Here is a 17,131-nt window from a genome sequence, read left to right on the forward strand (position 1 = left end):
AGTTATTTCTGAAACATCAAAGAGGCGTTATGAACCGACGATGACTTAAGCCTGTAGAAGGATATAAAAAATAAACCCCAATAGTATGAAACTACTGGGGTCTTTCAGAGGTAAGTTAAGTAGGGTCTAGTTGTATAGCTGATTGAACAAGAGTTTGAATGTAGCGTGACTTTGTGCTCTATTCGTAACTTCCGGTCCAAAGGCAATAAGTTTTCCTTTTCCGATTATTGCTGACAGTCCAATATGGGTGCCATCAAGGTACTCTTGCCCATGCGCCCATCCGCTCAATAGGGGAGTTTTATTGCTAAAGTGCCCCAATGAATACAGCGTCGAGCTGTTTTCAAATTGGAATACGGGACTATTATTGAAGACAATATTAACGTTCTCGTCCAATCCCGCATTTTCTGCACGGGACACATCCAGGCTCGCGCGTAAGATACTTGTCGGGATATAGTATTCCGAACTGGATAGGCGAGCAGGTTTGTTGTCCTTTCCTGCTTTTGTCAAAGGATCCGTTACGGGCAGATTAAAGTGGTAAACCAAGTCTGCCGAGCTCCCTATAGTCACTATCCGTCCTCCATTCTCAACATATTGTTTCAACTGAGGAATAGATTTTTCGAGACTGACCTGTCCCATCAAATGATTTAACTCCTGAGGAACCAGGTTTGCTTCCGGAAGTCTGAACTTCGTACTTTGCTCATTCCGTCCCGGAATACCCTGTCCTACAAAGAGTACGACATCATATTTTTTCAGATCGCCATTATCTATATTCTGCGGATAGAACAGTTCATAGTTGAAGCCGTATTGTTCCAATATCCAGCGTGCCCATCCCGAAGGCATAGACCCTCCGTAGTGATCGAACAAACCGATCTTCAGGGCTTTGACCGGAGCCATACGTTTAGGCTGTTTGTCTACCGCCTGTACTTGTAAGCCTAGATTCTGAATAGCCTGCTGTAGTAGTTTCTGTTGTTTGGCATCAATATAGAAATCTTTAGAATCCAGGTCGCGCTGTGGTTTTAAGCCAGCTGCAATTAATTTGTTGACCACTAGAAATGCATCATTGGCCTTACCGTTTATCAGGTAGCCACCTTTACTGCTAGGAAGTTGCTCTGTCGTAGCCACCAATGCTACACCATGAGGTTTGCGCTCAAAAGGACCGGTTATCTCTTCGTAAAAGCGATCATACTGTACCCCCATCTGTAAACCTAGCGTCCAGCCCGCTGCATCGTAAGGGCGTACCGGAGGGCCACCTTCATATTCCGTGTCGTGTGGGTGGTCCTGTGGTTCAAACATATCGATCACCTGAGGGCGGAATGCCTGGTTTGTCTTCACGATTATGGAATGTTTAGGGTACTGCTTACCTTGTATGCTAAACTGTTCTGTCGCCTGATAGACATAGACACCAGATTTAATCAGTGCATTGACAAATTTTACAGCTGTACCAAAATCGGCCTGTCCCGCAGAGATGATATATACCCGCGGATCCCGATGTTCCGGTGTGCGGTATAAGCTATCGAAATAGGAAGCCGGAATACGTTTTGAACGGTAGAAAGAAGTCGCATCTTCCACGATCTTGCCCGCTTTAAGGTCCTTTTCATAAGCCGTCTTTAAGAGATCGATATAACGGGGATAAGGAGTCCAATGATCCTCATTACCTCGGTCTATCGAATTTTTTCCCATCTTATAGAAGTTATAAAGCAACTTATCGCCATTCCGTGATGCATAGTCCAGGATGGCCATATTCATAGATACCGAATAGTCTATAGATTGTTTGAAATGCCATTTCTGTGGAGATATAGGATTGGGTAGTCCATTTCTCGGAATCTGACGTTCGGCTACCAGAGGTATCGTAGAGGGAGTAGGGCTACCGGTTGTTTCGGTCAATATACCGATCATATTGTGGAAGTATGGAGCAGTCCGCAGTCCACCGTTCCACCAGGTAGAAAATGTAGATTGGTCCATACGTACATAGCCCGGTTTATCCTCTTCATTCAATCGGTTGATCATCGCAAAGCCTACACCATCAATTCCTGTAACCAATAGCGGATCATATACATGATTGAAAGGATCGCGGTATGGAGGGCCAGCGACGACGGTTCCATCTGGAGAAGTCTGGTGGTGGTTGTACACAATCTGGGGTAGCCAGTCTACATACATAACCTTTGCCAGGTTGCTGGCTTCCTTCATATTGTACATGAAGAAATCCCGGTTATTGTCATGCCCTACATATTTTTGATATAGGGTAGGGATTGACATATTTCTATCCTTAGGATTCGGATACTGCATATACCAATCGGCCAGTAGGTCCTGTCCATCCGGATTGACATGCCACATCAGGATAACGACTTTATCCAGATAGTTTAATATCTCGGCATCATTACTTGATGCCAGTTGATATAGCGTCTCGATCATTTGATGCGAACCTACGGTCTCGTTCGAGTGCATCCCGCCATCGATCCAGACGATAGGTTTACCGTCCTTAGCCAACTGCTTCGCTTGCTGTTCGTTTATTCCTTCGGCGCGGCCCAGTGATTGGGATATTTTACGGTATTTGTCAACATGGGCGAGGTTCTCGGGCGAAGAAATCACCAGAAGGTACTGTTGGCGTCCTTCTTCGGACAGCCCGGCTTTCTCGATTAATACCCGGTTGGATTCTGCGGCAACTTTCAGAAAATAGCTTTCCATCATCTTATAGTTCGCTATTTGATAATCGTCGCCTATGTTAAACCCAAAATGAGATTTTGGGGTACTTATTTGCTGTGCCTGAACACCTCCTATGCTCAGCGCTAAAAACCAGATTAAAATAGTTCTAACTGCCATTATTTCGTGTCCTTTCTGTTTTTAACATAGTTCTCTAACCATTGATCCTGTTCCCAAAAGGTATGCAATACACCTTCTCGGCTACGGTAGCCATGAAATTCTTTGGGTAGCAGCACAAGGCGTACAATACCGCCATGCCCCTTGATCGCCGCATAAAGGCGCTCACTCTGTATCGGGAAAGTGCCCGAATTTTCATCATCCATACCGTGTGTCATCAGCAACGGGCGTTTGATATTCGGAGCATAGGTAAATGGAGACATCTGGTCATACACCTCTTTGGCCTGCCAGTACGTACGAGCCTCACCTTGGAATCCAAAGGGAGTCAACGTGCGGTTGTATGCTCCGCTTCGGGCGATACCTGCTGCAAAGAGGTCGGTATGTGCCAATAGATTGGCCGTCATGAATGCGCCATAGGAGTGACCACCTACACCGATACGATTTCTATCGGCTACCCCTAGATCCACGACGTAGTCGATCAATGCTTTTGCATTGTCCTCAATCTGTTGGATAAATGTATCATTGGGTTCATTGCTTCCCTCTCCCACAATCGGCATATCAGCTTGGTCGAGTACCGCATAGCCTCTGGTCACCCAGAATACAGGCGAGCGGAATGCCAGTCGCGGGTAGCGGTGCGGCGAACCTTTGACCTGTCCTGCAGCGGCCCTTGTTTTAAATTCACGCGGATACGCCCATATCAACACCGGTAGGGGAGCATCGCCTTTTTTGAACCCTTCAGGTAGATATAGGGTCGCGGATAGGTTCAAACCATCCTTGCGCGGGTAGGATAAAAGTTTTTTCTCTACATTTTGAAGACTTGGATATGGATCTGAGAAATGGGTCAACTGAGCCTCCGCTTTCGATTTCAGTGTGATCGCATATACATTGGGCGAAGCCGTTGACGATTCTCTAAACACATATACGATGCCTTTATCATCATAGAACAAAGGTTCTTCATAGTGGTTTCTTTTCGATTTGTATAAGGTATCCTGTTTGCTGGTATGTATATTCCAGCGCATTACAAACGGACGGTCTCCTTCAGGCGAAGCACCGAGCCCCTGGGTGTATATATTCCCTTTGCTATCGCCGCGTAACATTCCTTTGTCATTAAATAGAAATTTCCCTGGATCACTATACGTATCTTCCGATTTACGATTGGCCAATACACGAAGTACTTTGTTTGTCTTGGAATCCATTACCGTCAATTGCGATGTGCGGTCTTTGCGCCAATTCTCTTCTATAATACCAAAGCCTGTGCTCCATGAAACCTGACGGATTCTATATTTACTGATATAGAGCTTTGTGGCTTGATTGACTTCAAATGGTGCATTGGCCTGGAGTAGCTCATCACGGAACTCTCTGTTTTGGTTTGGGTTGCCACCATCCTGTGCTACCGTCCATAATAAGGTTGCCTCCTTGTCCTTACGCCAGGAAAAGTTGCGCGGACCGGCGATCACCGCATCAAAGCTGATAGGCAGATTGTCGCCCAAAGGGATGGTGTGTATCGTTTTACTGCTATTGTCCGTAAGGTTTATTACAGCGACCTCAACAGGAAAGAGCTGTATCGGAACTAGGTAAGAGTACGGTTTTACAATTTTCTCTACCAACATATACTTTCCATCCGGCGAATAACTGGCATCATTTAGGATTCCCGAAATTCCCGTTTCCTTAATCTGTCCGTTCCGGTCGATTTCGATTAATGAAGAGCTCAGGTAATAGCCCATGAGGTCTTCATCATGCGCATTGCCCAATAGATTTTGATAGGTACGGGAGGGCGTGATACCGCCCAGGTTTTGCTGGACGATCGGTCCGATGGGAACAGGATTCGCTTCGGGTACTTTTTGGTCAGCAAAGGCAACCCGCTGTACCAATAGTGTGTTTTCATTTTTCCATTGGAAAGTCTTACCAAAACTATCATTGACCTGTTCCATCAGCCTGTGTGCCTTCTGAGTCTGCAGATCCGCTATCCAAAGTTCCGTATGCTTTATAGTTTTATTAAGAAATGCAAAAGAGTTGTTGGAAGGGGACCAGCTGATATCGGCTAGTTGTAAATCGTTTGGAAGCCCACTCAGTGTGAATTCTCTTCCCGTTTTGATATCACGTACGCTTATTGATTTATATTTGCCTGAATTCTCGCCTACAGTGGTGTAGGTTATCGGGTTGATGCGCAATCCTGCAATACCCAATACCGGCTGTGATGCTTCTACGATAGTCTCAAAACCGGGAGCTTCCAGAATGAGCATCCACGCGCCATCACTACTTATCTTTATGTCCGGTATTTGCGGAGCGTCGACGAGGTCCACGATACTTTGCGGAGGTAGTTTATAAGGAATCTGTTCCTGGGCAAGGGCCGTGGTAGCCAGCATCCAGGAGCTCGTAATTAGAGTCAGGCGCGTAGCTAACCTCACCCACTTAGTTCTTCTTGTAAAATTCATCAGCATCATTATTTAGTTGTATCATACATTCTTTTGGCATATAGACCATATGGCCGGCTTCGTAATAAGTAAAGGAAGTCTTGGCTTGTTGCTCCGGGCGTAGATTCATATGCTTGACCACATATTCTGCCGCGTGGTAGGGAGTAGCCAGATCATAATAGCCTGCAATAACCCATACCTTGAGGTCCGGGTTCTTTGACATAGCCTGCCTTAACAGTTCCGAGCTGTTAAGATACTTATTTTGTACGTTATTATAGTTCCAGGGATGGACGGCACCCGAAAAATCGTAAGGCAGGTTATTCTTAAAACCGAGCTCCGTGCGTATATGGTGATTTATAGCAGCCGAGAATGTGCCCGCTGTATTGCCTGCCGGATCGAACTCGACCTGTTGTCCACTATCATCATAGTCTCTTCCTATGGCACGGCTATCCAAACGGCCTACTGTAAGGCCTTCGTCCCGGCGTAGTTCCTTGCAGAATTTATGGATGTTGATACGAAGGTTGGTAGAGCGGATATAGGAGATGGACAAGCCGGTATAGTAGGCCAGTTTTTTAGCGATATGCTCATACTCTTCTGTACTGAGGTCAGAGCCTTTATTCAACGCCAGCAGGTATTCCGTATTAGCAAATTGTTCGACTTCATCCAATGTCTTCCTCAGGTTCTGCTGCAGTTCAGGAGCAAGCTGTTTATGGTAAAATGCCGTAGCCGTATAGGTCGGTAGAAATAGCGGGTAAGGGACATCATTGCCTATTTCAAAACGTGCGGTCTGCATATTCAGTATAGAGCTTAACATAATGACCCCATCAAAGAATAGCGTGTAGCGCGATTGCAGGTATTGCACCAGCCCGGCTGCCCGTGGTGTGCCGTAGCTCTCACCCATAATGTATTTTTTGGAAGACCAGCGTTCGTTTTTAGTGACATAGAGCCGGATGAAATCAGCCACAGACTGTACATCCTCCACGAATCCGTGAAACTGCTTGGGGTCTTCTCCGGTTACCGCTCGGCTATAGCCCGTAGAGATCGGGTCGATAAATACCAGATCCGTTTTGTCGAGCCATGTCTCTGGATTGTCGGTATAGCTATATGGATAGACCGCATCGCCGGCATCTGTCAGCGCAGGACGCTTAGGACCCATAAATCCGAGGTTGACCCATACGGAAGCCGAACCAGGCCCCCCATTGAAGGCGAATGTCAATGGGCGATCTGCCGCTTTTTTGCCGGTGGCGATATAAGCGATAAAAAACACATTTCCTTTTGCATTACCATCTTCATCCTTTAGTTGGACATAGCCCGCCTGAGCGGTATAGTCCAATGTGCCGCTTCGCAGTTTAGCACGGTGCTTGGTTTCGACGATATGCGGAATTATTGGAGAATTGGATTCTATAATCGGCGTGTCAACAGATGGTGCTGCCACTTTTCCAGATTTATGGTAGGCAGGCCCTCTAGGTATAGTAGGGCCTAGGCTCCCTGCCTGCGCCCATATCGTGATGGGAGCAAGCAAGAAGGCTATGCTATAGAAGAGTTGTTTAACCATTATCAGTCGTTTTTGATAGCGTTATTCAATGTCAGTTCGCTGTTCGGTATTGGGAATATATAGTTCGGTTCTGTAGGGGCGACAGCAGGAATAGACTGTTTTACCTTCGATGGTATCGTCTGGCCTAGACGCATTAGGTCACCATTACGGATGCCCTCTCCCAAGAACTCAATCCTTCTTTCTTCAATAATACGGTCAAGATAGGTATCCAGCGTACCGAAATCGCTAGACGCGTACGTTTTCCCTTGGTTAGAACGCGAGTAGATCGCATTAAACAGGGCGAGGGAACGGCTATCGACTGTTTTTTTACTCCGTGCCAGTGCTTCCGAAAGATTCAGGACGACCTCAGCATAGCGGATTACAGGAATATAATCCAGGTAGGGCGAAGCCTGATAAAATTTGAAAAGCCAAGGACGGCCGCTTTGCTTGCCGACCTTTACAAATGAAGTCCGTCTATCGTCATCCGTTGCCCAGGTGCTGGAGGCAAAGATCCCTTCGACCACATTCAGAGAGTACTCTCCTGCTCCGTTACTCGTCGGAGTTCCTCCATCGGTAAGCCCCGGCATATAATATCGCGGTAGGGAAGAGCCAGGAGCGTCATTGGAACTAAAAGGCATGGAGAAAATAGATTCGTCCGATGTATAAGGAGCTTTAAAGACTTCAGTAACACTGCCCATTAATTTATTGGCCACACCTGTAGGTGCTACGAATGGCGCCGCAGCAGGGACAATCTTGTCTGCCTCCGTGATCACTTTGTCGTATTCGCCCATACTCAGGTATACCCGGGTTTTTAAAGCGATAGCCGTGTTTTTGTGTGCACGTGTCGTGTTCAAAGCCGCAGAGGTATAGTTCGAGGGCAGATTCTTTTCTGCAAAATCCAGATCATCCAGAATCTGCTTATAGGTTTCTGCTACAGAGCTTCTTTTGAGGTCGTAGTTGCCGGGGCCTACATTACCTTTCAGGCGAAGCGGAAGCCCGGGCATACTGCCTTTGCCATCCCAGTAAGGACGTGCATAGAGCTGCAGAAGCAGGTAGTAGCTCGTAGCACGTATCAGTCTGGCCTCTGCATTGTACTGGTTGAATTGCTCTTCGCTCAATACCGCTTTTCCTTTGCTCTCGAGGCCTTCGAGAAATACATTCACCTTATTTATGGCGAGGTAGCCTGCCGCCCAGACATCTTCGACATCCGAGGTTGTCGCCTGTGTCAGCATCGAGAATACAATGGCCCCTGTAGCACCATTCATATTGGAAGAATGAAATTCGCCTGTGCGCACATCGCTCAATAATACTCCCCAGCTGCCGTACAGGTTGGTTGCTTTAAGATTTACATATAGACCGTTCACCTGGTTACCTATCCGCTCTGGGCTACCAAAAGCAGTTTCGTCGGTGATTAGGGTCAGTGGATTCGGATTAAGCCATTCGTTTTTCTTGCAACCCGCCAAGGAAAGTACAAGTAGCGAGGAGCATAGTATATATTTTAGATTATTCTTCATGATATAAATTCCTAATAGTGATCAATAATGATTAAAAGCCAACAGACAGTCCAACCGTATAGGTACGCGCATTAGGCGCCTGGTTCTTGTCGATACCCTGTTGTATGGCTGAATTACCAAAAGTCGTTACCTCCGGGTCGAATCCGGTGTATTTGGTCCACATTGCTAGATTCTGTCCGCTTACATAGGCACGTAGGTTTCCGACACCTATTCTTTTGGCTATATCGCTAGGGAAATTATAGGATACCATGATGTTTTTAAGTCGGATAAAATCCGTCGAGCTCACGTTCTTCGACAGTGGCAGCGTGTTACCATTAGATACGTTGTCATTATTTACCAGTCGGGGAATGTCCGTATTATCACCCGGCTTTTGCCATCTGTCCAGCATATCGACCGAGTTGTTCCAGAAACGCATATCACGCATACTGGCTTGTGTTCCGTTCATCATATGTCCGCCGAATTGATAGGTAACCAATGCCGATAGCTCTATACCTTTATAGTTGAACGAGTTAGACCAGCCTCCGAATACCTTAGGTGCTACATTACGGTAAGGTTTGGCGTCTTCAGCCGGCGTGATTGCCCGCGCACGGCTTCCATCCTCATATTCCCACTGGTATTTGACACCGTTGCCTCCACTTAAGCTCTGCTGATAAAGTACTTTATTTCCATTACCATCCAGAAAAATCTGACGTCCTGTAGCTGGGTCGACACCAGCGGTTTCAATCACGTAGAGCATACCTGCACTTTGCCCCGGCATGGTGATAGTCAGGCCATCGTTGGAGCCCAATATGATGCTGGATACACCGTTGGCCAGATTTTTAACTTCATTCTTATTGGTCGTGAAGTTGAAAGAGGTATTCCAGGTGAAATTATCATTCTTTATCGGTGCGGTATTCAATGTGATCTCTATCCCCTGATTATACATCTCACCTACGTTTTGCAGGATACGGTTGTTCGTCGCATTTGGAATCCCGGCAGAAGGAGGTAGAGGCACCGCGATAATCAAGCCATCGACCGTGTTACGGTAGTACCCGATTTCCCCTGTTATCTTACCGAATAGTCCAAAATCAAGACCGATATCTAATTTTTTACTGGTTTCCCATTTCAGATCCGGGTTACCTGTGATGGAATAGGTCAATCCCGGCTGTCCACCATACAGATTGGCACTATAGGTATTGATGGCGCCAAAATCCGAAAGACCACCTACGTTTCCAACTTTACCGTAACTTCCGCGCAGCTTAAGGTTTGTCAGCGTGCTGGCGATAGAAGCGTTTTTCCAGAAATCTTCTTTTGTAATATCCCAGCCTGCAGATACACCCCAGAATACCCCTTTTTTATTGTTTAGCCCCAGAGCAGAGTATTCATCCTGGCGGAGATTCGCTGTGACGTAGTATTTCTTTTTATAGTCGTACTGTACCCTAGAGAATAAGGAGAATAGGTAGTTGTTGATTTCTGGATTACCAGTAGCATAGGCTACCACATTCTGCCATCCACCCTGTATCGTTGTATAGTACGGGTCACTTTGTCCGGTACGTTGCAAGCCGAACTGATTCCCTGTAGTACGTTGCTGTTCTTGGCCCAGTAATACACCTAAGCTGTGCACATCAGCAAATTTTTTGTCAATATTAAGGGTATTGGTCCATACCCAGCGCTCTTTATTCGCTTGGAGATTAAACGTCGAACCGTTGGTCGATATCGCTTCACCTGACAGTGGCGAAAGGTAATGGTCGTATTTTGCAAGACGGTAGTCAATACCGTAAATACTCTTAAAGGAAATCCATGGCAATGGATTTATTTGTATAAATGCATTAGACTGTATGTTGTTGACATGGTTGTTCGAGCGGTTGTGGTCCAAAGAGATAACCGGGTTGTAAAAACCAAAACGAGATTGGTTTAGGTGGCCCTCATTGTCCATCAGTCCGATAAAACCACTGGCTGTGGTATTGTAGCTGCCATCATTATTGTAGGGAGCTGCCACCGGAGCTGATATCAAGGCTATTCTGGACATGGCACCCGAAGAGGATGAAGACTGAAAAGCTCCTGTAGAACCCGTACCCGTAGACATTGCTGCGAGGTTATTTTCGTTAGAGAAATTTAGTTTAGCTCCGACTTTCATCCAATTGGTCGTCTTGTTGTCGATATTGAACATCGCTGATTTGCGTTCGAAACCACTGCGTTGAAAAATACCTTCCTGATTTGCATACGATATCGAGCCGTAGTAGTTCGTTTTATCCGTTGCACCGGATATATTGAGTGCATGGCTATGAGACTGCCCTGTGCGGTAGATATAGTCGTTCCAGTCAGTGTCGATAAAATTTCCGTCTTTATCCTTGTTTAAGGAGAAATAGTTTGTCTTCTCATTATAAGAACCATCGTTACGTATCCCTTCGTTTTTTACCTCTACATATTGTGCCGCATTCAGCATCTTCGGTAGTCTGTTTGCTTTATTGATACCGTACCAGCCTTCGTAATTGACACGTGTTGAGCCTCTTTTTCCTTTTTTTGTTGTGATGAATACCACGCCATTTGCAGCCCGGCTACCGTATATACTTGTTGCTGCCGCATCCTTTGCGATATCAATACTTTCGATGTCTGCCGGATTAATAGCCGATAGCGGGTTGTTGGAAGCATAACTCGGTCCAGAGTCATCGTTGGTGTCAAATGCAGGTACACCGTCGATTACCACAAGCGGGTAGGTGCTGAGCGATAACGAGTTTGTTCCTCTGATTTTAAAAACAGGAGCCTGGTTTGGTACACCTGCATTGGCACTCACCTGTACCCCCGAAGAACGGCCACCCAGTGCTGCGTCAAAACTCTGTACCGGAAGACTATTGATATCATCCCCCTTTACAGAAGTCAGGCTACCGGTACTCTCCTTGCGGGATTGGGTACCGTATCCGATTACAACGACCTCATCCAGTTGCTCTTCCGAAGATTGAAGGACAATCTCGATAGGGTTAGCATCGGTAATCAGCTTCTCCTGAGGTAGGTAACCTATATACTTTACGACAAGTACACTGTTGCGTGGCACACTGAAAGCAAAATGCCCCTTATTATTGGTCGACGTGGCACGGGTACTCCCTTTTACACTTAATGACACCCCTGCAATAGGCTGTCGGTTGATATCCACCACGCGGCCACTTATTGCCAACTCGTCCTGATTCTGTCTAGCTTCGGTCGGTGTACTGACTTCATTTACTTCCGTTTTTTGGATGAGCACCGTATTGTCATTGATTTTATAGTGAAGTTTCTGCTTCGACAATAACTCTTCCAGTGCCGTAGTCCAACGCATATTTTCACAGCGTAGATTTATATTTTCATATTCATTCACATTCCTTGTGTTGTATATAAAATCTATGCCCGTTTGATTTCTGATTTCAGCGAGAACAGCTTTAAAGGGCTTGTTTCGAGCTTCTATAGTAACATATTGACCATAGCTATGCGCACTGACCTGTACACAAGCAATGGTTAGAAACAAGATGATGAGTTTCATGTGCATCAAAATTTTGACGGTTCTGTTCCCTACAGGTTGCCGCCATGAGTGAGAAGTTTTGTACATTTGAATAGGATAAAATGATTTATAATTTTCGTAGTGAATCGTTATCTCATACGGAGGTGTTGCCGCACCTCCGTATATTGTTTTTCATAGGTGTTATTTTTTCAATACATAGACTCCTCCTTCTTTAACTTTAAATCTAATTGATGAGACTTCCTGTAAATTCTGCAGTAATTCTTCTAGGCTATTGGTACGCTTGAATGAACCGGAAAACCGGTCATCGCTTTCATAATCATAACTGACAAATTCGAGATTATACCATTCGTTGATCGAATTCATCAGCTCGCGGATAGTTAGGTTATCAAAGTAAAGGTAGCCCTGTTGCCATGCCGTTACTTTCTTCAGGTCTGCTTTTCGCTTTTGCAGGGCATTATTTCCAAATGCCTGCTCGCCCGGTTTTAATAGTATACTGTTCTCTTTGTTGTAGATTTTTACAGCACCTTCCAGCAGGGTTATTTCTTCTTCTTTGCCCACTGTAGCATTTACGTTAAAGTTTGTGCCCAGCACCCTGGTTACGTTGTGCGGGGTTTTTACATGAAAGGGCCAGGCTTTATTGCCCATGACGTCAAAGTAGGCGTTGCCGATCAGCGATAGGCTGCGTACATGTTTGTCAAATACCAGTGGTACGTTTATTTCAGAGTTGGCACTTAGTAAAACCTGACTGCCATCCGGTAGGAAAACCTGGTGTAGCTGTCCTTTTTTAGTGTTTATTTTTAATTCGAGATTGTCGGGTTGTATACGGTCCTCCTGTGTATTGATAAAGGTAGTGCCGTTGGCATGCACAAATACCCCATAGCGCTGTAACTCATATTCGTTCAGTAAGCGGAAATTCTGTCCAGGCTCACGTAGGGAGAGAAGAGGAGCTCTATTGTCAAAAGAGAAGTTTTCTATAGCGGAGAAATTGTTTCTGCTCTCTGTTTTATAGAAAGACTTGAATAGACCGACCGTGCCTATCAGCAGGACTATCGCTACGGCGGCATATTTGAAAATCATGCGCGATGGACGGGCGGTGCCGTTTTCCTGTTGTTGGCGTACGATATTTTCCCACACTTGATTTTGCTGATGGTCTAGAAAGGGGACAGCTTTACCATATTGTTTATAGTATTCATCAAATTGTGCCAGGATATCTTCAGAAGGGTTATTGGTCAATAACTCAAGAAGCTGCTTTTCTTCCTCAGGGGTTAGTGCCCCTTCAAAATAGCATTTTAATAAATATGGTAATTTATGTTTATTCATGGTTGGTTATTGAGCTGTTTATAGATATAACAATTCTCAGAACCACGAAGTACTATATGTGAAAAAATAAATATTAAATAGTGAAGTTTTTGTTATCCTTTTGCAGTTCGTCCCGTATAAATTTGAGGGCTGTAGCCATCTGATTTTTTACGGTCTGCACCGAAATGTCGAGATCCAGGGCAATCTCTTTGTGTGAGAAGCCTTCCAGTCTGCAGCGGCGGAAGATCAGCTGCCGGCGGTCTGGTAGTTTCCGGATAATGATTTCGAGCTGTTCGCGTAGCTCACTTTCTTTACGGTTGTTTTCTTCAGTATCGCTGCTCGGGTTGTTGCATTCCTGTAGCGGTGCAAATAGTGCCTGTTCTCTTTTTATCTGTTTGAGTTTGTTGAAACTCTTATTGCGGCATATCACATAGAGATAAGCCTCTATGCTGGCTTCACAGTCAATATGCTGCCGTCCGTTCCACACCTCCAGAAAGGTGTCCTGTACGATTTCTTCGGCATATATTACCTCCCGTAGGATATTGAAAGCAAGTTGGTAAACCCGTGCACTGAAATTGGTATAAAGCTCCCGAAAAGCCAGCTGATTGCCTTTTTGCAACTGTTTTAATATGAAGAAAGCGCTTTTCAAGTGTTTATAAGTTCGGCCGTAGAACCAAGAGGTCCAACGTCTTTGTTAGTTTAAGTAAACATAATGTATTTTTATTAAATTATAATAGTTTATTTTCCAATCTATTTGAATCTGTTTTTTTCGCTCTGCTCTATTTTATAGTCTGCGCTAGAAAATAGAGCAGAAAGTAGCCACTCTGTTTACTAACAGCAGCCAGAACCCGGAGTGCAGCTATTTGCAGTAGCTTCCACCACCGTGAGACGGCTTGGGATACCACAGGCATCTTCCGCCAGGCATGCCGTCGTTTTGTTCGTCATTATAAAGTGCTTGCCGTTAAAATCCAGGCCGTACTTCCCGATCGTACTGCTTTGGTATTCTACTTCGATCTCGTAGTCGCCGATGTGCAGTGTTTTTTCCGACAGTTCAATAATATGTAATAGTTTCGCCGGTTTCAGTCTGTGCTCATAGTCATCGGCATTCCAAAGTTGAAAATTGACCCTGTTTTCAGTTCGCGTCACGCCTCCACAGTCAATAAAGTGTTTATTGCTTTGACCTACTTCTGTCACATGGAAATGTTCGGGGACAAAGGATCCGTCTTCCAGCTGGAACTCGGCAGTATCCAATGTCTTTAAGATTTGCGTGTTCTTTGTAACATCCTTGATATCAGGAGTTGAGTAATTTTGAGTATATGTTTTTTAATAACTTGCTGTTATAATATTTTATTATTGCACATCAATATTTGAAATATTGGAGAAATATTTCTTTTGAATTGAAATAGGTGAAGTGTCTTTAAAAAGAGATGTTTTCTATTATATCTACTATTGTTGTTAATAAGATATTCCTATGATACAGGGTACACCTATGAAGAAGTAAAATCGTGCACAATGTGATTATCTCACGAGCTCATCGCACACAGCTTAGATATTCTATTCGGCACATTAAATAACACATGATTGAACAAAATGACTTGTCAACAGCTACGCTACACCGTAAATACGAAGTGTGAGCGGGCTTTATTGGATAAGGATAATACGTGAATAAATATATGTCTATGAAGAAAATTTATAAAGCACCGACTCTGGAGGTTTTTAAAATCGAATTGGAGGAGAGTATTGCCGCAGCATCTATTGTTACAGGTGGAGCTACAAGTACACCCCGGATAGAAGACGAACTTATATTGGAAGATAAGCAACAGTGGACCATTGATTTATAATTAAGCTATGAGAGATTTATTAATTATCCCTAAAAAAACGGTAAAAAGAATAGTTTATTATAAAGCTCTTTTACTAGTTGTCTCCGCTTTTCTGATTGCGGGATGTTCAAAAACGAAAAAGGAAGAAGAAGTGGCTACAGGCGAGGCTGTGGAGCTGATTTTTAAAGTAGAAGGTGTCGATAGCGATATCAGCCTTCCCAATTTAAAGTCCTCTGCTGGTCGTTCGAATTACGTACTGTTACCTGAAGAGGAGAAGCCAAATGAGGAGACTTTTATAAAGGACGATGTGTTTTTCGCTGTCAAATCAGATATGAGTGCTGATCAGAGCGGCTTTGAAGAGCTCCTTAAGCCTGGGACAAGATCTGTGTCTATGGAGAATAATACGAAATATAGACTGTTAGTCTATACTAATGCGAATGCACTTGTGGCTTCGATAGAGGTGACAACAGGGCAGGTACAGCATATATCTGTTACATCGGGAACCACGTACAAATGGTATGCCTACTCTTATAATACCAGTGCCTCGATACCAGCTCCGAATACCGTTAATCCGGTATTGACCACGCCCACTAGTACGCCTTTATTGTATGCTAGCGGCACCATAACACCAACTGCGCTGGGCACCGTATTACCTATCCTATTTAAGCACCAGCTTACACACTATAAAGTCGAGGTCAAAGAAAGTACAGGATTTAGAGCCATTTTAGCCACTACTGGTGAGTTTTCGAATTCTAATATTATTAAGACCGGTACGTTTAATATATTGACTGGCGAGCTACCACAAGGCGCCTTGACTTCAGCGAATATTACAACTCTAAATTTTGTAAATGAGACGGAGGGAGGTGTTAATAAGCGGGTTGCGCACCATTACTCAGCAGATCACGGTTTAGCCACGTGGGGGGTCAAGATTAATAGTTTAAATGTTCAGTATACAAGTACTACGACACGACCTATTAGCGGATCAAGTCTTCCCAATGATGGCTATGTGAGTTTTAGCTTTGGAACGACTCCCTATTTTAAACCGGGTTACCTGCTCAAAGGCACTTTGGAGATTACTTTTTCCCTTCCTAGGATGCATATACTGCCTTTTAGTAATGCTGCTAATGGTGACGGTTATCGTTTAGGTCCTAACTCTGGGGCTGGAAAATTTTTAGGAACAGCTACTAATTTTGGGCCTACGAGTAAATATGTTCCGATTAAGGAGATTTATATTGATCCTCCGACAAATGATAATCTTGCGTCAACTCTGAGTAGTAGTTGGACTAGATTCAAAAACAGAATGAGTGATCCAGCAACCTATCCCGATGTTTTGGTACTTGCCAATAATTATAATTATTGGGATGCTGAATGCTGGGTTCTTATTAACAATTATATTAACAGAGGGGGAAATGTGTTTTATACACAGGATGCGGGAGGAGCTGAATCCTATGCGGCAACAGGAATATCAAATATTCTAGGTCAATCAGTAGGCATGGTTCTTAATACCGAAAACTATACCGTCTATAAATTTACAGATACCTATGAGGCATTAATAGATTCGACCATTTTGATGGGGCCCTTTGGTGATGTAAGAAACTATCACTGGGGACAAGATAGGCTTGGGGCATCGTACGTTACTGGGTATACCGGAAATAATGTTATCGCTTACTCTACACATTCTCAGAATGATGGGCCTCCTAGTCAAGCAGGGATGGTGCTTTTTAGACACAAGACAAAGGGATTCTTTTTTGCTGGGGACGGTGGCTTTTTCCTATATGATAATATTTCAGCATCAAATACGACGAGAGAACCTTTCCGGATTAATAGCAGTAATTTCCCGATTACAGCAGGCTATGGGACAGCTGCGACAAGCAATTCTCCAGGAAAAGGTACACCCGCTGGAGGCTTTACCATTGCTAATAGTATGATGTTTGGAAATGTAATGGCTTGGATGTTGAATAGAGCACATTATTATGGTATTAATAGAAACTAATATACACACATAGTATAATATGATAAAGGCCGTTCTGAAGTAAAATTCAGAACGGCCTTTTCTAGTTTATATATCAAGTAGGGCAGTCTGTTCTCGTCCAGCACGTCGATGATTCTTTTTAATCATTATACAACAATATTCCTTTATATATATGACATTTATCTTTTGCGGTATACAATTCTGCTGTTTCATTACGTTCGATATTACAAAAAGCACATTTATTCCTTTTGACTGCATGTTTTTTTTGATAAGAAAGCCGTAATATTGT

The 17,131-nt window shown here is 44.2% G+C and carries 10 protein-coding genes; 2 read left to right on the top strand and 8 right to left on the bottom strand.

Annotation, left to right across the window (positions count from 1 at the left end):
• Positions 1 to 126: 126 nt before the first annotated feature.
• The 8 genes from JKG64_RS11690 to JKG64_RS11725 form a co-directional block, all read right to left on the bottom strand.
• Positions 127 to 2,820, bottom strand: coding sequence for a M14 family metallopeptidase (locus tag JKG64_RS11690; RefSeq protein ID WP_210354492.1), 2,694 nt, complete (start codon positions 2,818 to 2,820; stop codon positions 127 to 129).
• Complete coding sequence (locus tag JKG64_RS11695) at positions 2,820 to 5,252, bottom strand: alpha/beta hydrolase family protein (RefSeq protein ID WP_246512576.1); 2,433 nt, start codon at positions 5,250 to 5,252, stop codon at positions 2,820 to 2,822. The genes JKG64_RS11690 and JKG64_RS11695 overlap by 1 nt, the downstream gene beginning before the upstream one ends.
• On the bottom strand, positions 5,230 to 6,786 hold the full coding sequence (locus JKG64_RS11700; protein WP_210354493.1) for a S10 family peptidase: 1,557 nt from the start codon (positions 6,784 to 6,786) through the stop codon (positions 5,230 to 5,232). Before JKG64_RS11700 ends, JKG64_RS11695 begins: the two co-directional genes overlap by 23 nt.
• A 2-nt stretch (positions 6,787 to 6,788) precedes the next feature.
• Positions 6,789 to 8,279 carry a RagB/SusD family nutrient uptake outer membrane protein gene (locus JKG64_RS11705; RefSeq protein ID WP_210354494.1) on the bottom strand — a complete coding sequence of 497 codons (1,491 nt, stop codon included), beginning with the start codon at positions 8,277 to 8,279 and terminating at the stop codon, positions 6,789 to 6,791.
• Positions 8,280 to 8,310: 31 nt separating this feature from the next.
• Positions 8,311 to 11,772 (bottom strand): TonB-dependent receptor, encoded by a 3,462-nt coding sequence (locus JKG64_RS11710; protein WP_210354495.1) that lies wholly within the window; start codon positions 11,770 to 11,772, stop codon positions 8,311 to 8,313.
• A 159-nt stretch (positions 11,773 to 11,931) separates the two neighbouring features.
• Positions 11,932 to 13,071 (bottom strand): FecR family protein, encoded by a 1,140-nt coding sequence (locus tag JKG64_RS11715; protein ID WP_210354496.1) that lies wholly within the window; start codon positions 13,069 to 13,071, stop codon positions 11,932 to 11,934.
• 73 nt (positions 13,072 to 13,144) lie between these two features.
• Positions 13,145 to 13,699 (bottom strand): RNA polymerase sigma factor, encoded by a 555-nt coding sequence (locus JKG64_RS11720; protein WP_210354497.1) that lies wholly within the window; start codon positions 13,697 to 13,699, stop codon positions 13,145 to 13,147.
• Positions 13,700 to 13,881: 182 nt separating this feature from the next.
• Complete coding sequence (locus JKG64_RS11725) at positions 13,882 to 14,340, bottom strand: DUF6428 family protein (RefSeq protein WP_210354931.1); 459 nt, start codon at positions 14,338 to 14,340, stop codon at positions 13,882 to 13,884.
• Between the two features lie 389 nt (positions 14,341 to 14,729).
• Here JKG64_RS11725 and JKG64_RS11730 point away from each other — a divergent pair, with 389 nt between their 5' ends.
• Positions 14,730 to 14,891: a hypothetical protein gene (locus tag JKG64_RS11730; RefSeq protein WP_210354498.1), complete on the top strand. Its 162-nt coding sequence runs from the start codon at positions 14,730 to 14,732 to the stop codon at positions 14,889 to 14,891.
• A 7-nt stretch (positions 14,892 to 14,898) separates the two neighbouring features.
• Positions 14,899 to 16,863 carry a hypothetical protein gene (locus tag JKG64_RS11735; RefSeq protein WP_210354499.1) on the top strand — a complete coding sequence of 655 codons (1,965 nt, stop codon included), beginning with the start codon at positions 14,899 to 14,901 and terminating at the stop codon, positions 16,861 to 16,863.
• Positions 16,864 to 17,131: the final 268 nt, after the last annotated feature.

Origin of the sequence: Sphingobacterium tabacisoli, from assembly GCF_017908035.1 — a bacterium.
In the GTDB taxonomy this organism is placed as follows: domain Bacteria; phylum Bacteroidota; class Bacteroidia; order Sphingobacteriales; family Sphingobacteriaceae; genus Sphingobacterium; species Sphingobacterium tabacisoli.